This window comes from Dolichospermum flos-aquae CCAP 1403/13F (assembly GCF_012516395.1).
Taxonomy (GTDB): Bacteria; Cyanobacteriota; Cyanobacteriia; order Cyanobacteriales; family Nostocaceae; genus Dolichospermum; species Dolichospermum lemmermannii.
The window spans coordinates 68,164-86,843 of the sequence record NZ_CP051206.1; the positions used below are offsets into that span (position 1 = coordinate 68,164).

General features: G+C 35.7%; 23 protein-coding genes. 6 read left to right on the forward strand and 17 right to left on the reverse strand.

Going from position 1 to position 18,680, the window contains the following annotated elements; all coding sequences use genetic code 11:
• The first annotated feature begins 56 nt into the window (after positions 1 to 56).
• On the forward strand, positions 57 to 326 hold the full coding sequence (locus tag HGD76_RS00385) for a hypothetical protein (RefSeq protein ID WP_233466988.1): 270 nt from the start codon (positions 57 to 59) through the stop codon (positions 324 to 326).
• A 69-nt stretch (positions 327 to 395) separates the two neighbouring features.
• Here HGD76_RS00385 and HGD76_RS00390 read toward each other — a convergent pair whose 3' ends face one another.
• Complete coding sequence (locus tag HGD76_RS00390; protein ID WP_168694600.1) at positions 396 to 1,349, reverse strand: M48 family metallopeptidase; 954 nt, start codon at positions 1,347 to 1,349, stop codon at positions 396 to 398.
• A complete protein-coding gene (locus tag HGD76_RS00395) occupies positions 1,301 to 1,537 on the reverse strand; it encodes a hypothetical protein (protein ID WP_168694524.1) in 237 nt (78 codons plus the stop codon). Before HGD76_RS00395 ends, HGD76_RS00390 begins: the two co-directional genes overlap by 49 nt.
• Before the next feature lie 28 nt (positions 1,538 to 1,565).
• Between HGD76_RS00395 and HGD76_RS00400 the strand changes: the two genes are divergently transcribed.
• The 3 genes from HGD76_RS00400 to HGD76_RS00410 all read left to right on the forward strand — a co-directional run bounded on the left by HGD76_RS00400 (position 1,566) and on the right by HGD76_RS00410 (position 4,264).
• Positions 1,566 to 3,110 carry a helicase C-terminal domain-containing protein gene (locus HGD76_RS00400; protein WP_168694601.1) on the forward strand — a complete coding sequence of 515 codons (1,545 nt, stop codon included), beginning with the start codon at positions 1,566 to 1,568 and terminating at the stop codon, positions 3,108 to 3,110.
• Between the two features lie 67 nt (positions 3,111 to 3,177).
• Positions 3,178 to 3,396, forward strand: a complete 219-nt coding sequence (locus HGD76_RS00405; RefSeq protein WP_041457777.1) for a DUF2839 domain-containing protein — start codon at positions 3,178 to 3,180, stop codon at positions 3,394 to 3,396.
• Positions 3,397 to 3,517: 121 nt separating this feature from the next.
• A complete protein-coding gene (locus HGD76_RS00410; protein ID WP_168694603.1) occupies positions 3,518 to 4,264 on the forward strand; it encodes a creatininase family protein in 747 nt (248 codons plus the stop codon).
• 58 nt (positions 4,265 to 4,322) lie between these two features.
• Here the strand turns inward: HGD76_RS00410 and thiS are convergent, their stop codons facing one another.
• Positions 4,323 to 4,535: a sulfur carrier protein ThiS gene (thiS, locus tag HGD76_RS00415; protein WP_015079264.1), complete on the reverse strand. Its 213-nt coding sequence runs from the start codon at positions 4,533 to 4,535 to the stop codon at positions 4,323 to 4,325.
• A 114-nt stretch (positions 4,536 to 4,649) separates the two neighbouring features.
• Positions 4,650 to 4,775, reverse strand: coding sequence for a hypothetical protein (locus HGD76_RS25735; protein WP_267904308.1), 126 nt, complete (start codon positions 4,773 to 4,775; stop codon positions 4,650 to 4,652).
• Positions 4,776 to 4,896: 121 nt separating this feature from the next.
• Between HGD76_RS25735 and HGD76_RS00420 the strand changes: the two genes are divergently transcribed.
• Entirely contained in the window at positions 4,897 to 5,916 is a 1,020-nt protein-coding gene (locus tag HGD76_RS00420; RefSeq protein WP_168694605.1) for a DMT family transporter, read from the forward strand.
• A 1-nt stretch (position 5,917) separates the two neighbouring features.
• Here the strand turns inward: HGD76_RS00420 and HGD76_RS00425 are convergent, their stop codons facing one another.
• Together HGD76_RS00425 and HGD76_RS24750 are read right to left on the reverse strand one after the other, a co-directional pair.
• The gene (locus HGD76_RS00425; protein ID WP_168694607.1) at positions 5,918 to 6,466 is read right to left on the reverse strand and encodes a DUF1349 domain-containing protein; all 549 of its coding nucleotides are present in this window, start codon (positions 6,464 to 6,466) and stop codon (positions 5,918 to 5,920) included.
• A gap of 61 nt (positions 6,467 to 6,527) precedes the next feature.
• The gene (locus HGD76_RS24750) at positions 6,528 to 7,715 is read right to left on the reverse strand and encodes a glycosyltransferase family 4 protein (protein ID WP_053540366.1); all 1,188 of its coding nucleotides are present in this window, start codon (positions 7,713 to 7,715) and stop codon (positions 6,528 to 6,530) included.
• Between the two features lie 237 nt (positions 7,716 to 7,952).
• Here HGD76_RS24750 and HGD76_RS00435 point away from each other — a divergent pair, with 237 nt between their 5' ends.
• Positions 7,953 to 9,107, forward strand: coding sequence for an acyltransferase family protein (locus HGD76_RS00435; RefSeq protein ID WP_325064822.1), 1,155 nt, complete (start codon positions 7,953 to 7,955; stop codon positions 9,105 to 9,107).
• Between the two features lie 29 nt (positions 9,108 to 9,136).
• Here the strand turns inward: HGD76_RS00435 and HGD76_RS00440 are convergent, their stop codons facing one another.
• The 11 genes from HGD76_RS00440 to HGD76_RS00490 all read right to left on the reverse strand — a co-directional run bounded on the left by HGD76_RS00440 (position 9,137) and on the right by HGD76_RS00490 (position 18,613).
• Positions 9,137 to 10,144 (reverse strand): DMT family transporter, encoded by a 1,008-nt coding sequence (locus tag HGD76_RS00440; RefSeq protein WP_168694610.1) that lies wholly within the window; start codon positions 10,142 to 10,144, stop codon positions 9,137 to 9,139.
• A gap of 98 nt (positions 10,145 to 10,242) precedes the next feature.
• Positions 10,243 to 12,066, reverse strand: coding sequence for a hypothetical protein (locus tag HGD76_RS00445; RefSeq protein WP_053540369.1), 1,824 nt, complete (start codon positions 12,064 to 12,066; stop codon positions 10,243 to 10,245).
• Between the two features lie 55 nt (positions 12,067 to 12,121).
• Positions 12,122 to 12,874, reverse strand: coding sequence for a class I SAM-dependent methyltransferase (locus HGD76_RS00450; protein WP_053540370.1), 753 nt, complete (start codon positions 12,872 to 12,874; stop codon positions 12,122 to 12,124).
• A gap of 198 nt (positions 12,875 to 13,072) precedes the next feature.
• Positions 13,073 to 13,597, reverse strand: a complete 525-nt coding sequence (locus HGD76_RS00455) for a GtrA family protein (RefSeq protein WP_053540371.1) — start codon at positions 13,595 to 13,597, stop codon at positions 13,073 to 13,075.
• Positions 13,598 to 13,782: 185 nt separating this feature from the next.
• The gene (locus tag HGD76_RS00460; RefSeq protein WP_168694611.1) at positions 13,783 to 14,022 is read right to left on the reverse strand and encodes a GtrA family protein; all 240 of its coding nucleotides are present in this window, start codon (positions 14,020 to 14,022) and stop codon (positions 13,783 to 13,785) included.
• 30 nt (positions 14,023 to 14,052) lie between these two features.
• Positions 14,053 to 14,532, reverse strand: a complete 480-nt coding sequence (locus HGD76_RS00465) for a hypothetical protein (RefSeq protein ID WP_168694613.1) — start codon at positions 14,530 to 14,532, stop codon at positions 14,053 to 14,055.
• Positions 14,533 to 14,553: 21 nt separating this feature from the next.
• Positions 14,554 to 14,745 (reverse strand): hypothetical protein, encoded by a 192-nt coding sequence (locus HGD76_RS00470; protein WP_168694614.1) that lies wholly within the window; start codon positions 14,743 to 14,745, stop codon positions 14,554 to 14,556.
• A gap of 169 nt (positions 14,746 to 14,914) precedes the next feature.
• Positions 14,915 to 15,325, reverse strand: coding sequence for an ester cyclase (locus HGD76_RS00475; protein ID WP_168694616.1), 411 nt, complete (start codon positions 15,323 to 15,325; stop codon positions 14,915 to 14,917).
• Between the two features lie 53 nt (positions 15,326 to 15,378).
• Positions 15,379 to 16,536, reverse strand: a complete 1,158-nt coding sequence (locus HGD76_RS00480) for a glycosyltransferase family 2 protein (protein WP_325064823.1) — start codon at positions 16,534 to 16,536, stop codon at positions 15,379 to 15,381.
• A gap of 38 nt (positions 16,537 to 16,574) precedes the next feature.
• Positions 16,575 to 17,525: a hypothetical protein gene (locus HGD76_RS00485; protein WP_168694618.1), complete on the reverse strand. Its 951-nt coding sequence runs from the start codon at positions 17,523 to 17,525 to the stop codon at positions 16,575 to 16,577.
• The gene (locus HGD76_RS00490; protein ID WP_168694620.1) at positions 17,525 to 18,613 is read right to left on the reverse strand and encodes a DegT/DnrJ/EryC1/StrS family aminotransferase; all 1,089 of its coding nucleotides are present in this window, start codon (positions 18,611 to 18,613) and stop codon (positions 17,525 to 17,527) included. Before HGD76_RS00490 ends, HGD76_RS00485 begins: the two co-directional genes overlap by 1 nt.
• Positions 18,614 to 18,680 lie beyond the last annotated feature (67 nt).

An 18,680-nucleotide genomic window follows, 5' to 3' on the forward strand; every position in this document is an offset into this window, starting at 1 on the left:
TAAAATCAGAAAAAATAATAACCTTATGGTTTTCAATAGTTTGGAGTATACATAGAATGTTATTAAATAACCGCTATGGAATACTTACGGAGAATGCTGTTAGAGAAATATTACTATCTTTGTTACCAGTACAGACCATGCCCTATTTTGCCAATGCTAGAAGTGTGCGTAATGCTATAGATAGAGCGCGTTTACGTCAAGCAAATCGGTTATTAAGTAGTGGTAAACTGTTAAATAAGCAGGATTTAATTACCATTGAAGCAGTAGATATTCTCGCTAGTCGAGTATTTAGAGAAGGTGTTCCTGATTGCGAAACTGAAAGTTGATTAAATTCAGATTTTCAGATCCCCGACTTCTTGAAGAAGTCGGGGATCTGGTAGTTTGGATCTTGTAGTTTATTTTCTCATTTTGTTAATTTCTGCTTGTAATTTTTCAATTTCTTTTCTGAGTTTTTCCGCTTCATGATCAGGTGTTTCCGGTGTCACATCAACCGAACCATCAGCAGAACGCTGATAATTACCCCTTTTAATTTCCTGGTATTCTTCTGATACCGCCCAACTGCGTAAATAATGCAACCGTTCCACAGGAAAAGGATGACTCAGCATCATTCCTTGTGCGCCATTGTATAATAGAAACTTATATACTTGATTCAGCCCATCATCATCTAGTGCCTGATATTTTTCCGACTGCTGAATAAACTCTTGTAAACTACATTCATGGGCATATTTGTTACTACCTCCAGACAGTTTCATCATGGATGACATGACTGGGTTTAAATCATCCATCACTAATAAAGCCGCTCTATCTGCTGATAACTCAGCTTTGCGTCGCCACTCAAAAAAGGCATAAATCAAGGCTTGACTGACAAAATTACCTAAACCGAATGTTAGTTCACCAATGACGGAAGCGGCATTCATCGCCCACATCGCCATTTGAATTAAAATGGTATGACCACATTTAATATGTCCCAGTTCATGCGCTAAGACCGTCCGTAGTTCGGCTTCATTGAGTAACTCCAGTAACCCAGTGTTGACGACTATATAAGGATGTTCTTGTCCTAAAGCATAACTATTAACTTGGGCATCTTGAGCAATAAACAATCCCGGTTCACCGCTGATGTCCAAATCTCGGACACATTCCCGGAATATCTGGTAAATCGTGGAATATTGCCGCGGTCCGACTTGAATGGAGTTACCCATTAAATAGACAAATTGGGGGCGTTCATAGACAAATTCTACAAATTTACGGGCGATTAAATCAAAGCCGGGTAAATTGCGTAAAGCTTGTTCTGCTTGACGGTCTAATGGATGTCTGAAGGCTTCGCTGGAAATTCCTGGGTAAGTTGGCATAATTTAGGAGATTGGTGATTGGTGATTGGTGATTGGTGATTGGTCAGTGGTAAAACAACGAACAACGGACAACGGACAACGAACAACTGTACGGGCGAAGCATTTGGAGAACTATTTTTGGCAATGACCGATAATTTATCTTCCAAATGCTTCGCCCCTACTGACAACGGACAACGAACAACTGACAACGAACAATTTTTATGGAATTAAAAGCACGTGATTGAAGCTGAAGTTCATTTATCATTACATAACTTCCTGCGATCGCAGGACGGGTTTCCTTCCTGGCCTCATCATTTAACGATGGCTAGGTTAGTGGCACGTGCTTTACGGTTGGGACGTAGTGCCTTAATCCAAGTAGGGGCGGTTTGTGGACATCAAGGGCGATATCGCACCAGTTTTATCGCTTCTGCTTTAATGTGGCATGGTTCTATAATTATTGTCGCTTCCGAAACTGTCCAGCAACGTTTATTAAAGGTAGAAATTCCCCGACTCCAGCAGTGGCTACCAGCGAATAAACCCATTAGAACCGGTGACACTTGGCCAAGTCCTGATTTTCAGGGTTTGCTGTTGACTTCCCCTGAAGCTTGGTTAAAAGGGCAATTGGCTGATAACAATCCATTTCCTGCGAATATTCCCACAATTATTGATGGTGTTGACGATTTAGAAGATTGGGTACGTTCTCAACTGACTCAAAGCATTGAACCCCATGATTGGGATCAATTAATGCTGGCTTATCCCTATCAAGCAGATTTAATTCGGGAAGTTAGGGTAGAACTAACATATAAATTATTTCAGCATCCAGAAAATCCCTATTCCTGTTATCTGATTTCTCAACCAGAAATTGAGATTTTACAAGAGTTATATTTAGCTTTAGATAAAAACAATCTTCCAAATGTTTGGCGAAATTTTTGGCAACAATTCCCAAGTTTAGAAAATTCTTCTTCCCCTACTTTATTTTGGTCAACAATTTCCCGTCGTCAAGGTTTATTTTCTTTATATTATGCTCCAATTGAATTGGGTAAAATCCTCGCCCCAATTTGGCAACGTCAACCTGTAGTATTAATTGGTAGTGCTTTAGAACCGCAAGCGGAAGCACCTCTTTTCCATCAACGTTTGGGTTTAGAGGATGTTACTTGCTTGAAATTTGCTGCTGATAGTCAAGGGGAAGCAATTCAACTTTATATTCCTTATAAGTTGCCTTTACCAAATACACCGGAATTTCAACAAGCATTAATTCATCAAGTTCGCACTTTGGTATGTTTGAGTGCAACTGCACCAGGAATGACGGTAATATTAATTGGGGATGTACCGCTAAAAGCCAGAGTGGGGACAATTTTGGCTTCTGAATTTGGTTCACGGGTGCAGGTGGAAAAAACTTGTTTAGATGAAAATGGGATTTTAATTACTGGTTGGGAATTTTGGCGCGAAAATCAAAGTGTTTTACCATCACCCAGATTGTTAATTATTGCAACTTTACCTTTACCATCTTTGGAAAATCCTTTGGTAGCTGGTAGAGTAGCTCATTATAAGCGATCGCACCAAGACTGGTTTCGACTATATTTATTACCCACAGCTATGAATGAATTACAAAGAGCGATCGCACCTGTCCGCGAAAATCAAGGTATAGTAGCTTTACTAGATAGTCGTGTCGTTAACCGCAGCTATGGCGTGCAAATCCTCTCTGCACTTAGTCCCCTAGCCCGGTTAAACTATCTCGATCCTAGTTTGTTTTCTGCGAATAATGAAGATGATTCTGCTTAATTAATTTCCATGACGAATTTCTATTAAAATTTAAATTGAACTCAAAAAGAAACTAAATTATTAAATTATGGGTGAAGCAAAACGCCGTAAACACTCCCTAGGTGAAGAATACGGACAAGACACTACTAGAATCTTACCTTGGGTTCCCATCAATAAAACCCAAGCTTCACAATTTGTGGCTATCACCACTCGTGGTGCATGGATTGGTATTGGTAGTATGGTTGTCGCGTGGGTAATCATCCGTTTTATCGGTCCTGCTTTCGGTTGGTGGGAAATAGTTGGATAATTTACAAATAAAGATCCCCGACTTCTTTTTTATTTTATAATCATATTATAAATTTAGCTCAGAAGTCGGGGATCTAGTTATTTTGATAATTGGTTGTAAAGTTCTTAATTTTTAATAAAAAATGCTCTTACATTTAAGCACTTGGCCGGAAGTTGAAACTTATCTGCAACAATCTCAAGGAATAATTTTACCCATTGGTTCAACGGAACAACATGGACCCACGGGATTAATTGGGACTGATGCAATTTGTGCAGAATCCATATCAAAAGGTGTCGGGGAAGCAACTCAAGCAATGGTAGCACCAACTATTAATGTGGGTATGGCATTACATCATACTGCTTTTCCCGGAACAATTAGTTTACGTCCTAGCACTTTAATTTTAGTAGTTAAAGATTATTTAACTTGTTTGGTAAAAGCTGGTTTTACCAAGTTCTATTTTATTAATGGACATGGAGGAAATATTGCGACTCTTAAAGCTGCTTTTTCGGAAACTTACGCTCATTTAGAAGATTTGCAAATTCCCAATTCCGCAAAGGTGCAATGTCAAGTTGCTAATTGGTTTATGGGTGGTTCTGTGTACAAACTTGCCAAAGAATTATATGGTAATCAAGAAGGTTCTCATGCTACCCCTAGCGAAGTAGCTGTTACCCAATACGTTTATCCAGACGCAATTAAAAAAGCATATCTTGATTCAGAAGTTGCTAGTGGACATAAAATTTATAGTTCCGTTGATTTTCGGTTACGTTATCCAGATGGCCGTATGGGTTCAAATCCAGATTTAGCAACCCCAGAACATGGTAAACAATTTTATGATTTGTCTGTGGAGGAATTGAGTAAAGGGTATTTGGAGTTTATGAAGGAGGAATAGAGGTTTTTTCTCACGCTCCAGATGCAGAAACGGAGAGTAGAGCTATTAGATTCTTATGTTATCCACCACCAACTATAGTGACTACTTCTAAGCGATCGCCATTTTTGATTTGAGTTTCAGTCCAAAATTGACGATGTAAGATTTCACCGTTATATTCTACTGCGATTAAGCGCAGATTAAAACCCAACTGTTGGAGTAATTCGGGTAAAGCAGTTGGGGATAAACAATTGCGAGTTTCTCCATTGACTTGGAGATGAATTTGATTAGACATAAAGCGGGAAAAATTTTGAATTTAGGACTTATGAAAGTTATAAGAGTTTGGGTAACATCTATGGAGAATGGACTTGTCCACAAAAGATGAAAAGCTTTTATTTTTCCACATAATTTATTTTAAAGATAGGTCTAATAATTCAATATCTTTATGTTTACGAGCGATTCGATAGCAAGTTTGTGTTTTGATGGAAACGACTTTTTTATCTTTTTCTTCTAGACTTAGCCTGAATACTAGCATAATTCTGCTTTCAATGGAATAATCCTGATAATCCTACCTGGGGAATTACCAAAATCCCCAGATTGGTACGGTGATGCCTAAATTGACTATACGTTTCTTAACAAAATATAAATTGGCGTTCATGACAACAAATAAACTCGAATCAACGAAACTGGAGTCAACAGACCTAAATATAGAGCAATTGCCTCCGGCACTACATTCCACGCCATCGCCAAATGTGATAGCGTTTATTTTATTATCTGTTGCCCTAGTTGCGCTGTCCTGGACAGCTATCTTAATCAAGCTATCGGTTCGAGAAATTAGTGCTAACGCCACAGTATTTAATCGCTTGTGGATAGCAACGATTATCTTTGGGCTGTGGAATGGATTCAATGAATTACGCGTACGCGCGAAAAATTTAAATGACGAGCCTACAACCAAAGAAAGCTACCAATTAAGAGACATCATACTTTTAGTCGCAGTAGCTGTTGTTCATGTCGTGGGTCGAGTTCTCTGGAGTTGGTCTTTGACTCAAACCACGGCTGCTAATGCTACTGTACTGTCGAATCTCCCCCCATTATTCACCACGTTAGGGGCTTGGTTGATATTAGGTAAAACTTTTAACCGCAGATTCGTGATTGGGATGGTAATTGCCCTTGCGGGGGCATTTACTTTAGGATTAGATGACTTCTTCTGGTCTGAAAATCTGGTAATCAGCCAAAAAGCTATTATTGGTGACGCGGCTGCTTTGTTATCGTCTGTGTTTTATGCAGCTAGTTTCCTGATGATCGAACGACTGCGAACTAGATTACCTGTACAAAATATACTTGTATGGCGCTGCTTTTTAGGTACTTTGTTTATCCTCCCAGTGGTGCTAACCTTTGAAGACCAAATTTTTCCTATTTCCTGGTTTGGTTGGCTCACGGTATTTGGACTAGCTGCTATTTGCGAAGTTCTAGGACATGGATTAGTAGTGTACAGTCTCAAGTATTTATCATCATCCTTTGTGACAATATTTCTGCTACTTGAACCAGTCATGACTGCAATTTTAGCTTGGTTCATCTTTTCAGAAAGCCTAAGTTTGGTTAACCTTTTAGCGCTTAGTTTCATCTTACAAGGTATATATCTGGCAAAAACAGGTAAAGGAGCGGATAAAGAGTGAGTTATACATCAATTAATGGTGTAATTTGGAAATCTTCAAAAACTACTTGAAAACCTTCCCGTTCAGGTGATGCGCACATAGGGCCAACCTGTAAAGTTTGTGCTTCACTCAAATACGCTAGTCTGAGCATTGTATATTGTTCACCGTCAAGGGAATATTTCACCTCCACAGCACCTTCAAATCGTTCCAATCTTAGCCACAAGTAAGCTGTGTTTTGAGGTAGCTGCACTACAGACCAATCAGAATAATCCCGTGTAACTACAGCACTGGCATATTGTACATCGTTTACAAATTCAATTCCACACTTTAACCATGTTAAATCGTTTTCGCGGATCATTAATCCTGCTTGGTCATAAAGCACCTCATACTTGCCGATAATTTTCACATCAGCCCTAAAATTACCTGTGACTTCTTGATAGTAAAAGTGTCCGTTATCACGGATAAAACCGTAATGAGTTTTGCGCCAAAAGTCTGTTTTCAGTCCCGAAGTGACTGATAGTGTTTGTTCCTGATGTTTCCAATCTGGTGGTTCATTGTGCCATTTTTTCATTTTCTTGTTTCTCCCCTTGATAAGGGGGGATTAAGGGGGGTAATAAATATTTGATACATCATCAAGAACTTTTAAAACATCCTCTTAGATATAGTTCTTCCAATTTGAGCATTTTATTTTGAATACTATAATTTTTTGCAGAAATAAGAGCATTTTGTTTGATTTTTTCCCTCAATGACTTATCCTCTAATAAGGTTAAAATTCCCTCAGCAATTTGTTGACTATTTTGATAATCAACAATCCAAGCGTGTTCTTTGTGGATCGCAAAATCCTGAGCAATACCCGTTGCTGTAATCACAGAAGGAACTTCCGATAACATTGCATCAATAGGAGATTGTCCAAATGCTTCGATCATGGGATCAGAAACATGAACAAAGATATCAAAGAGACGAAATAAGGCAAAAAGATCCTCTTCAAAATAGATTTCAACATAGCTATCAGCAGGTAATTCTGCCAATTTATCTACTACACTCAAAGCCTCTGCATAGTTAGGTTTATTGGTACTATCTTTTGTGATGTTTTGGAATTGCTCTTGTATATTCTTTGTATCTGTATGAGTTCCTGATAACAGTAAAAGGGCATTAGGATGAGTTTCTAGTACCTTTTTAAATGCTTCAATTATATATTCAACTCCTTTCCATTTAACATACCTTGCCGATACACCAATAACTGGTCCAGTGTGATTTTTGAGATATTTGTCTTGAAGTTGTTTAATTCTTTGGGGATCTATATTTTCATACTGTGTGAGATCAAATCCACTGGGAATGACTGTTATTTGATCTTCTGGCACACCATCGGCAATCATACCCGCTTTTACCTGATTTGTAACGGCGATCGCATTAGTGGCAAATTGCCAAATTAACTCATATTTACTGCGAGCGTGTCTTGTCCATTTTATACCTGTATTTTCTGTCGTATAAACCCTGACTGGAACTTTGGCATAGTAAGCAGCTTGTAATCCTGCTAAATGGCCAGCAAACCAATGGGTATGTACTATGTCTGTTTTGTTTTCTACTAAATGATCATAAATAAATTTAACAACTTCAGGGGTATTTCTATAATCGTTGTAAAAGGTTGTTTTATAAGGAATTTCCATCTGTTGTAAAAAATCAACTATGGGATCACCTTCATTTAAAATCAGATAATCAATGTCAAACTTAGAATTATCGGTATATTGGGCAACCCACTCAAACTGAACCCAACGGATTTGATGAGTAAAGATATAGGTCAGTTTTATTTTTCGGTTCATTTTTGTTTTAGGTATAAAAATTTTATACGAATATTTTATCATTAAGTCATCTGATAAAGTCACATTATTTAATGATATTATATCTCATGGACTTATGTAGTAGCGTTTACGGAGTGTGCTGGAGGCTCTATTATATGCGCCAAAAATTTTTTAAGCATCCTCTGACGGAAATAAAATTTAACTATTTTATAAGCAATCTCCTGGGTTTAAAAAAATAAAAAATACAGATTAAACGACATGGGAATATTAAGGTTTTATTTAGCATTATGTGTGATTGCAGAACACTCAAATTCTGTACTTCCGTGGCTTGTCCATGATGGTTTAGAATCAGTAGAAATATTTTTTATGATTTCTGGTTTTTATATGGCTATGATTTTGCCAAAATACTCTAATGTAATGGAATTTTACTTCAACAGATTCCTCCGAATTTTTATTCCCTATTTCTTAATATGTGGAATGATTTTAACGCTGAGTCTAATATTTGGCATTGTGTGGGGAGAATGGTTAGAATTAGAGCCATTTATTAATTTCTCTGTAGCAAAAAATAGCTTGTATGCGACTTTCTTAATGATATTTGCAACCTTTTCTAACTTAACAATCTTTTTTCAGGATTTAGTTTTTATTTTAAGCTATGATTTACCTTCGGCATTAAATTTTAGTATTGATCTTTCAGAGGGACAATATCCTTTTTATAAATATCTACTCGATCCACCAGCTTGGTCAATTAGTGTTGAATTAATTTTTTATTTTTTCGCTCCAGTTATAGTGAAATTTACCAACAAAAAATTACTTTTAATCTTGCTATCTTCATTGACAATCCGTATTTTCTTTTACGAAATGATTGGAGTGAAGTATAATGGTTGGATTCATAGGTTTTTTGTATGTGCGATCGCTTTATTTGTAATGGGAATTCTCAGCTTTAGGTTGTATTCAAATTGGTTAATTAATTTAACCAAAAAATTGCCTATAAACTTGCAGATTAGTAACAAATACTATATTTTTTATTGTGGTTTTATTTTGCTTTTCTTCTTTCTCACAAAATTTGCAACCCAGCAACTAGGGAGCATAATTAAGATGAATTATGCTTATTTAATTTCCTACTTAATTTGGATGGCAATCATTCCTATATTATTTCAACTAACAGCTAATAATAAATTAGATAGATACATTGGAAATTTGTCATATCCAATCTATTTAATCCATACAATAGTTATTAAAATTTCACAGATTATAATTCCCTATTGTAGTATATCAGAATCTTGGCTAGGTAAAATATCTGCACTAATAACAATATTAGCTTCTGTGGTTATTATTCATTTTTTTGTGAATCCATTAGAAAAACAAAGATATGTATTAGCAAAAACACTTTCTAATAATGAATGGTCGAAATAGTTAATAGTCATCAATAAAGTAAAAGAGAGTTAGTCATTGTCACGATCAGAACCTTTCCCAGTTTTAGCTAAATAAATACCCACAGCAATTAGAACAAATCCCATGACATTGAATGGTGAGAGAAATTCCCCTAAGAAAATCCAAGCAAAAAAAGCAACTGGGAAAGGTTCTATCAAAAAAAAGATAGTCAAAAAAGTAGAAGAAAAATGTTTAAAACTATAAGTAATTAAACTACGGGCAATTACTTCACAAATTAATCCTAAACCTAAAATTGCTAACCATCCTGTAGTAGTGCTAGGAAAAATTGAATCACCTTTAATCCATACAAATGGTGTAATCAAAATCAAACTAATAATACAACGCCATGTTAAAAAAGTGATATTTGGTAAATATCTTAGCAATTTTTCCATCTGTAACATAGCTAAAGCATAAACCATAGCAGACAATAAGGCTGCTCCATCTCCTAGTATTGCCTTTATTTCAAATAATTGATTTTCTGAATGTAACCAATCTTCTAGGGTTAAGCAAATGCTTCCTCCTACAGCAATCGCTAATCCCATCAAAAAACGGCGATCAAACTGCTTACCAATAAATAACCAAGCCACTAAGAATGTGAAAATTGGTGTGAAGTTGGATAAAGTCAGAGCATTCACCGCAGTAGTGTTTTGTAATGCCCACATATATATATAGCGTCCTGTTAAATGAGTGATACTCTCTAGTATCATCAAACCGACAATAATCCAATTTATTTGATTAGCTTCCTTTGCTGTTGGAGAAATAGTATCATTATCATTATCCGTTGGAGATTTCCAAAGATGTGAAACTAAATTCCCACAAACAAATGTGATTGTAGCAATCAATAAACGATCAAAAATTATAGCTTCTACGCTTAGTTCATTAAGTGCAAGTTTGATAAAAATAGCAGTGGAAGATATAGCAAATATCCCAAGAATCAAAAATAAAAATGGTGTAGTAACTGCATAAAATGACTTATCTAAGTCATTCTTAGCTTCAGAATCACTGAAAAAATTCAACATTGTTACATCCCTAAATGATTGATTTCTATTAATTTAGCATAATTATTGTTTCTTTGGTCATATTGATTTCCCACTTTTAATAAATTTCTATAACAACATCAATTCAAAAAATTTGTTGTTATTCCCAATTCTTCTAATTTCTTTTCTTTGGGAGTCAGCACAATCTTACTATCAAAATAACTAGGAGAAAGTTCATCATCTGGTTTAATCAAGGAACTATATAAAGCACCTTTTTCAAAATCAAGTGTTGACTCAGAAATGGGTTTAAAATTAAAGATTTGATTGGCAATTTTCAAAGGCTCAGTTCTACGGAATAATTTTCCATTCTGTTCCTGCAACAAAATAATATTATGACTGTCAATAAGGCGAGGTAATTCCCATTGTAGAAAATAATCAAATGCTTTGCTATTAGGGTTAAAATCAAATTTACCTTGATTTACTATTGTGTCCTGCCAGTTAACACTCAACCTATATACTTTAGGATAAAGTGTGTACTGCTGCCAAAAATACCATCTAGGTTTATCTTCACTTTGAGGTAATTCATCCAGACGTTCCCATGTTTTTGGAAATTGATAAATTTGTCTCAATGTCATAGGTACACCCCACTCAATAAAAGAGTGTAGATGTTTCCCAGTGTTTAAATGAGGGCTATCAACTAAAATTATTGTGTCTGGTTCAATATCTGGAGCAAGATGTACAATATCAGTCCAAAAAGCTCGTTGGTATTCCCAGGTTTTCTGATTTTCTTGCTGTACGATTAAGCCAAATCCTAATATTAAGGAGAACAATACAGCTAAACTTGTATTAGCGAGATTTTTTGCCAAATTATTATTATGGCAGAGATTAATAATTAGATAACAGAACAAACCAATGAGGATTGAAGCTCCTAATGCTGCTGTCATATGAACCCGCGAATTACGGCCATTAATTTCAGTGGCTGCAACGGTAAAAAATAAAGGATAAGATAAAATTAATAACGCTAACCCCAAGAATGCTAACTTTTTAATCGGTGATAAAATAGGCAAATCATCTTCAGTTTTATTGTCTTCTGCTTCAATTTTTAGATTAGACAAAAGTAATGTAAAACCTAAAATACATAGAGGTATAAAAACTAATAATTCTCCTTTCAAATTTAGCAGAGTTTGAGCAGGACGATAGAAAAACATACTTAAACTCACAAAGGGTCCGATTAGCATTTGGCGGATGGGAATCAGCATAAGTTTGATAATATCTAAACCATCAACTCTAGCTTCACCTGTTATCTTGCGTATAATTGCAATCGTCCCTAACATAGCTGCTAAAATTAGAGTATGTCTGAGCATTTCCTTAACTAAGTTTTTGTTCCACTGATTTTTAAATAATGGAGCGGTAATAAATAGAGGTAACATTGTTTCGTAACATAAAAGAGATGCGAAAATCAGTAAGTATGATAATAATTGTCTACCAGATAAATAGGAGAGAAAAGCTAACAATAGAAATGTAAAAGATGAATATAGAAATATATGAGTTAAATAGGCATGATTAGTGTCTGCTGGAAATAGAGTAAAAGCTAGAGTTCCCGTGATGATAAAAATGGGTTGTCTCCAAAGAGAACTGAGAAATAAATATACTAGAATATTGTTGATTAAAAGAACTAAATAATTGATTAAATAAAGAGATTGGAAATTTCCAATTAATTTACCTAAAAAACCCACTGAAAACTCAATAATGTAGAGTAAGGGACGACCTTCTGTAGCATCATAATGAAGAATATGCCATTTAAAGAAATCACCAAAATCATGAAAGTTCATGGACATTGGTTGAGCGATTAAAAAATAATCATCTTCATATAATCCTAAGTTTTGATAATGCCAAAAATGAGCGATAAAAGTAATAATGGCTAAAATTACAATATTTCTAACTAACTGATTTGGTAATACCATAAATAAATAATTCCCTGGTTGATTTTGAGTAAATTTGATTAATGGTGCGTGACATTTAATTAACGCACCCTACAGATACTATTTCATTTTTTCGCGCTAAGAGTAAGATTGATACACCAAAGGGGATAGATAAACGTCCTATCAAATAACGCTCAATTCCAAACAGGAAGGTTAAGATTTGATTAATTAACTTCGGTGGTATATTTTGTTCATTACCTCCTTTATTAAATAGTTTTTGTAATAGGAGAGCAACTGCAATTACAGGAAATAATACAGAATTAAAATAACTGGCGAAATTTATATTATAGTCAGCACTACCAACAATTTGCCGCAAGTTATTGAGTAAATATCTCCGTTGATGATGAAGAAGCTCATCATGTTTAGACCAAAGCCAAGGATAAGCAGGAACAGTAATTAACAACCATCCAGACGGCTTCAGTTTTGCAGACAAAGCTTGCAAAGATGCAGTATCTTCTTCCAGATGTTCCAAGACATCTAATAATACTATGAGGTCGAACTTTTGTTCAGGAAATGGAATATTATTTGGTAAAAAACCGGGCTGAATTTCTCCTATTTTCAGGTCATTAGCAAAATTTTGTGCTGTTTCATCTAACTCCATACCATAGACTTTTCCATGATGACTAAGCATAGCTAAGTTACCTCCAGTTCCACAACCCGCTTCAAATATTTCTGCATTTGCGGGTAAATTCAACTTTTTAATAACTTGCTCAATGATTGATCGTCGGGCCACAAACCACCAATGTTTGTCTTCGACTTCCATCATTTCCTGATACATTTGAGATTCCATTGCTATTGATACCTCATTGAGATTAACGATTTGATGATTTTGATATCAGTTCATTAAGATGCCAGGGCAAACGCACCTAAATTCTGTAATCCATGCCCAGCAAGGGTTTCAACTTTTAGTTACAAAAATTAACAATCGTCAAAACCTTTGTCCAGTAAGCATTCTAAAAATAAGATGCGCTTGCCCTGATTAAGATGCTTAATTCTCTGTTTGGTCTAAAGATGCGTCTAATTCTGGAAGAGCAGATAAATCAAGTTCTGTTTGTTGATCATTGTCACTTTTAAAGACAAAGCGATCGCTCATAATATAATTGATAGTCGCACCGAATAAACCTCCAACCAGTGTATTGATTTTATGATCAATACTCAAATAGTCTAACACGGGAAATAGAAAAAAAATTCGCGCAACTACTGCACTTCCTGCCGCTAAATGAAACAGGGGAAGTTGCTTAAATAAAACTTCTTTAATCTTCCACTCCCCCTCTGTCCATATCCAAATACGATAAATGAAAAAACTCAATAACACAGAGAGTTCAATTGATATAGCATTGGCTATATTGTGTAGTACAGGAGTATCCCATCCCCACCAGTCAATCAGCAAAAAAATTAAAAATAAGTTAAAGCAGGTTGTGATACCTCCACCGATCAGAAATTTAAAAATTTTCTCTAAAAATATGTTTCCTTCCATTGATTCCTCAACAATTCGTAATTGGGTAATCAGCATCCATAAGCATACCACTTTTCAGGTGAAAATGAACTTACACGTCAGAGGGTGTTTGAAAAGTCCCTCATGGTCTATCAAATATTTTCAGATCCCCCTAAATCCCCCTTAAAAAGGGGGACTTTGACTCTAGTTCCCCCCTTGCTAAGGGGGGTTAGGGGGGATCTGTAAGTGCCTAAAATCACAACCTAAAACTTTTCAAACAACCTCTCAGGTCTCACCTGCCAATTTAGCTTGAGGTTGAGCCAGAAATTCCAGAGGGTAACGCAAGCGATCGCCCCCAACTTGGCGATATATTCATTCATGCCAAATCTATAAAATAAACAATTGACTATTAAACTATTTAAAATTAACCTGAAAAAACAAATCAGATTGAATTTTAAAAAGCGTTGTAATCGCTGACCGATTAATTGCTGCTCTTGAGACATTTAATGTACTTCTCCAAGTTAAAAAAATTTCTATTTTTTCTGAATTTTTTCGATTTGCCACAGTTCTGTTAGTGGCTCGTCAATCAACCTCAGTGAATAGGTTTTATCTTCCTTAAATCGAGCAAGCAAGTTTTGGCTATTCGTCATATCAGAATCAAATAAAAATATCTTGCTGGCTTTTTGGGGAATCAGTGGTAGATGGTCATCTTCTACAATTAGTAAATTGGTGTTTGAATTTAAAAGATGATTTAAGATTAGCAAACTGCCGATATTATAAATATTGTTATTACTTAATAGTAAAGGATTATCAAATTTATTGATATATTTAGCAGTAGCTAGAGAATATTGATTACCTATTTGTAGCCACCAAGTATCAGCTTGAAAAAGCATTACATCTGAGACTATTCCAGCTAAAATAAATCCAACCATTAAACATTGCCAAATTTTTTGTTGCCATTGCTTCTCTGAAAAGATATAGACACTTAAAATATAAGCAACAGCAATATCCATATATCCCCTTTAAGCAAAAGCTCAATTTATTCCCTTGCGGAGTATAAAACAGTAAATAAATAGAGCAGTAAAAGCTTCATCGTACCAAATCGCTCTTTGACCCAAATGGGCAAAGCGAAAGAAGATACCTAACCCCATCAGGAAAATTACTAATATTTTTAACCAAATTGGGGCATTTTGTTTAGCTATTGGAGGTTGTGTTTCTAAATTCATTTTCTTGGTTTAAAAACTTATTTTCCATGCAGGACGATAATTTTAATTATATGCATTAGGGGTGAAAAATTATCTAAAAATCCCTTGCTCTGTAGCAGTTGATCATTACTAAAATAAAGGTGATAACAGCTTCTAGAACCATACTTGTCGGTTAAGCGCAACCAATTTCCTAAAGCTTTTGTGAAACCTGAATTTGATTCACAATTTCTAAAAGCGGCCAGTATCCCCAAGATTCTGTAATCTTCTGATTTTCAACCTTGAATATTTCCAACGCTTCAAATTTTATCTTTGCTCCACTGGAAGGTATACCAAGAAATTCGCCCAGGTGCGTAGCTGTAAAGCAACCTCGAAACACCACTTTGTCATTTTCTTCAATTAGATCATCAATAATTACTTTAATATCTGGAAAGCTTTTATGAGTCAGCTTCAAAATCTCAATCGCATCCTCTACGCTTCGCACTTGAGGTAGCCCATGATCTATATAATTTGGAACAATATACTTGTATGCAGCTTCGTAATCTTGAGTGTTATAGATTTCAAAAAAGCGTTTCACAACTTCTTTATTAGTCAGATTATTCATAAAACTCTGTTTTAATATTAACAGGAAAATCTTACATGAATAGTGCTACATTGTCAACTTTTTTGAGTGCATTCCAGATCCAGGGGATTATGGGAAAAACCGTGATATTCTTGCACCAAATATAGTGGACGTTGCTTGGCTTCTTCATAAACTCGTCCTAAATATTCTCCAATTATCCCTAATCCTATCAACTGTATGCCACCGAGAAAGAGGACAACGACCATTAAGGAATTATAGCCTGGTACTGTAATTCCTTTAATCATGGTTAAAATAATCAAAAAGGCGGCATACAAGAATGCCAAAAATGAGAGAACGAACCCCAAATAAGTCCAAATTTTTAGGGGAATAAGGCTAAAAGAGGTAATTCCATCAAGGGCAAAATTCCAAAGTTTCCAATAATTCCACTTGCTCTCTCCTTGATAACGGGGTTGGCGATCATAGAGGATTGAATATTGTTTGAAACCCACCCAAGCAAATAAACCTTTCATGAAACGAGTTCGTTCAGGAATCTTTTTGAGTGCTTCTACAACTCGTCGATCTAATAATCTAAAATCACCCACATTTGCAGGAATATCCACAGGACTTACCTTGGCTATAGTCCAATAAAATCCTTTAGCTGTTAAGCGTTTGACCCAACTATCATCTAACCGTAAACGACGTTGAGCATAAACTACATCATAACCCTCGCGCCACTTATCAATCAGTTGCTCAATTAGTTCTGGAGGGTCTTGAAGATCCGCATCTATTGGAATAACGGCTTTTCCCTGTGAGTGATTAATTCCTGCTGTTAACGCAATTTCCTTGCCAAAATTACGGGAGAAACTCACTATTTTAATAGCTGGATTTTGATAGTGGTGATTGATCAAAGACTTGACAGTATTGTCCCTACTGCCATCATCTATACAAATAATCTCATAAGTAATGTTTAGCTTATTCAAAACTGAAGAAAGACGCTCAAATAAGTGATCAATATTAGGCTCTTCATTGTGAAGAGGTACTACTATAGACAACTCTACACAATCTAAATTTGATTCCATTGGAGGTCTAAACTGATCACAGGCTTGATCGGGTGATATGGTTATGTTATCTCCTATTAATTGCTCATCAATAGTTAGCACCATTTTGTGTGTCCCTGGAGGAATATTAGCGGGAACTGAAATTGTTACTTTATTGTCTGTTGTTACAGTAGCAGTGGCTTCAATTGTTATCATTGTAATTATTAAAAAAGGCGTAATATTTGCTAGATTTTTTAAAAAAAATATTTAACCAAATATTCTAGTCCTATCCTAGAAGCATAGGCGATAGCTTTTTTTGTATTTTCCCCAGGTAACAATCCTTCGTTTAGTAACTTCTCAGCATCAGACTTATTGTTTAAACGTACAAGCCGCGAGTGTTCACTCAATCTTTGCGATTCAAAATGGTCTTCGTCAACAGAGGTTTGAACTATAAAAACTAAGTCGTTTTCACTTGTAAAAGGATTTCCAGCAATCCCAACAAATTGAGTATTAGAATTATTCAGTTCCATACAAATACCGACTTCTTCGGCTAACTCTTGTTGAGCATCAGTATAAAAGTTAATATTTGCAGGAATTTCATTAAATGTCGCCAGACCAGCTACAAAATTGAGTAATCCAGGACAATCAACATTTGAAGATCGTTCTCCAATGTAAATACCACCTTGTCTAGAGATAGGAATTACAGTAACACCCATTGTTCTAGAAAAATATACAAAGGGATCTTTATATTTTTCTAACCCTTTGATCATCAATTCTAATGACTCAATTTTAGTTCTTTCTATGTCTTGACGATATCTAGGATAAGTTGTCGGTCCAACTTCTAAATATAAAACTTCATTTTTGCAAAACCAATTTCCCCTTACACCTGCTCCAGACCATCTAGCTTTTCTATCATCATATTTACTTTGTGTGCCGTCAGAAATTTCTCCTGATATAATTTGCGGTCGAATAATGTTATCTATGTACTCATGAAATTTGGTATTCACAGGCTCTCCGGTAATATTTTGAGCAGCCTGTCCGGGAATAGTCCGAATTTCTGTGATGCCTGCAACTTCCTGGTGCTGAAGCAATGTTATATAATCTTTTCCTGTGGCCAAAGCTTCAGCTAAAACTTCACTATCTGGCAAAGTTACCAGATTGGTAACAAGTTTTTCTAGGCATTGAGTAAATTCAAAATTGCTCATTACCCTAAATAAAACTCACGGATTTTCTCAATAACATAAGCTTGATGTTCTGGCTTTAATCCATAAGCTGATGGTAATGAAATTCCTTGTTCATAAGCCTTCTCACTGATAGGATATTCAAGATTGGGGTCAACTAAATCTTTGTAGCAAGGCTGCATATGAAGAGGACAGAAAAAGCGCCTTGTTTGAATATCGTTACTCAACAAGAAGGTTTCTAATTCGGCTCGATTTTGGGCATAATATGAAGTAAACCAATATACAGGTTCACAGCGTTCATCTATTGGTAGTATTTGTAGTTGAGAGATATCTCCTAATCCTTGATTGTAAATGTCACAGATTTCCTGCTTACGGCGAATAATTTCTGGCAGTTTCTTGAGTTGTGCCACACCAATTGCTGATTGTAGTTCGGTAATAGAAAAGTTAAAACCTATATGTTCGTGTACAAATGTGCCTCTGCGATCGCGTCCGTGATTTTTTAACCGCCGACAAGCTTGGGCAATGGTGTCGCTTTGAGTGAGTATTATTCCTCCCTCACCACAAGTAATGGTTTTATTACCATAAAATGAAATAGCACTTACGTCACTTTGTAATCCTACGTGTTCTCCCTTGAATTTAACGCCAATTCCTTGAGCAGCGTCTTCAATTATTTTCAGATTATACTCAAGAGCAAATTCTTTTACTGCAACCATGTCAGCACTTTGCCCGTATAAATGGACTGGCATTATTGCCTTAGTGCGCTCTGTCACTAATGCTGCTGCTGCCTCAACATCAATACAAAGCGTGTCTTTTTTGACTTCACAAAAAACAGGTTTAGCTCCAGCCATAATTACAGCATTGGATGAAGCGACAAATGTAAGATTTGGGACAATTACTTCATCACCATAACCAATATCTAATGCTTTTAATCCACAGTACAAAGCTGTAGTTCCATTGGAAGTAGCAATACTATGTTTAGATTGCGTTAATTGTTGTATTCCTGCTTCAAATTCAGCAGTGATTTTACTTTCCGTGAGATATGTCGAGTCAATTACGCGCTTAACTTCATCGAACTCCTTTTCATCAATCCAAGGTTCAATTTGAGAAATCATAGTTAGCTAGAGAATGGTGTATGGTGAATAAATAAATGTGCAGCCCACTAACTTATCACACTATAAA

Coding starts and splice junctions, on each gene's coding strand:
- HGD76_RS00410 (WP_168694603.1), top strand. CDS start 3,518: ATGCTCTTACATTTAAGCACTTGGCCGGAAGTTGAAACTTATCTGCAA.
- HGD76_RS00485 (WP_168694618.1), bottom strand. CDS start 17,525: ATGAGCAATTTTGAATTTACTCAATGCCTAGAAAAACTTGTTACCAAT.
- HGD76_RS00450 (WP_053540370.1), bottom strand. CDS start 12,874: ATGGAATCTCAAATGTATCAGGAAATGATGGAAGTCGAAGACAAACAT.
- HGD76_RS00470 (WP_168694614.1), bottom strand. CDS start 14,745: ATGAATTTAGAAACACAACCTCCAATAGCTAAACAAAATGCCCCAATT.
- HGD76_RS00490 (WP_168694620.1), bottom strand. CDS start 18,613: ATGATTTCTCAAATTGAACCTTGGATTGATGAAAAGGAGTTCGATGAA.
- HGD76_RS00480 (WP_325064823.1), bottom strand. CDS start 16,536: ATGATAACAATTGAAGCCACTGCTACTGTAACAACAGACAATAAAGTA.
- HGD76_RS25735 (WP_267904308.1), bottom strand. CDS start 4,775: ATGCTAGTATTCAGGCTAAGTCTAGAAGAAAAAGATAAAAAAGTCGTT.
- HGD76_RS00425 (WP_168694607.1), bottom strand. CDS start 6,466: ATGAAAAAATGGCACAATGAACCACCAGATTGGAAACATCAGGAACAA.
- HGD76_RS00390 (WP_168694600.1), bottom strand. CDS start 1,349: ATGCCAACTTACCCAGGAATTTCCAGCGAAGCCTTCAGACATCCATTA.
- HGD76_RS00445 (WP_053540369.1), bottom strand. CDS start 12,066: ATGGTATTACCAAATCAGTTAGTTAGAAATATTGTAATTTTAGCCATT.
- HGD76_RS00420 (WP_168694605.1), top strand. CDS start 4,897: ATGACAACAAATAAACTCGAATCAACGAAACTGGAGTCAACAGACCTA.
- HGD76_RS00455 (WP_053540371.1), bottom strand. CDS start 13,597: ATGCTGATTACCCAATTACGAATTGTTGAGGAATCAATGGAAGGAAAC.
- HGD76_RS00385 (WP_233466988.1), top strand. CDS start 57: ATGTTATTAAATAACCGCTATGGAATACTTACGGAGAATGCTGTTAGA.
- HGD76_RS24750 (WP_053540366.1), bottom strand. CDS start 7,715: ATGAACCGAAAAATAAAACTGACCTATATCTTTACTCATCAAATCCGT.
- HGD76_RS00460 (WP_168694611.1), bottom strand. CDS start 14,022: ATGTCTCAAGAGCAGCAATTAATCGGTCAGCGATTACAACGCTTTTTA.
- HGD76_RS00465 (WP_168694613.1), bottom strand. CDS start 14,532: ATGGATATTGCTGTTGCTTATATTTTAAGTGTCTATATCTTTTCAGAG.
- HGD76_RS00435 (WP_325064822.1), top strand. CDS start 7,953: ATGGGAATATTAAGGTTTTATTTAGCATTATGTGTGATTGCAGAACAC.
- thiS (WP_015079264.1), bottom strand. CDS start 4,535: ATGTCTAATCAAATTCATCTCCAAGTCAATGGAGAAACTCGCAATTGT.
- HGD76_RS00440 (WP_168694610.1), bottom strand. CDS start 10,144: ATGTTGAATTTTTTCAGTGATTCTGAAGCTAAGAATGACTTAGATAAG.
- HGD76_RS00405 (WP_041457777.1), top strand. CDS start 3,178: ATGGGTGAAGCAAAACGCCGTAAACACTCCCTAGGTGAAGAATACGGA.
- HGD76_RS00475 (WP_168694616.1), bottom strand. CDS start 15,325: ATGAATAATCTGACTAATAAAGAAGTTGTGAAACGCTTTTTTGAAATC.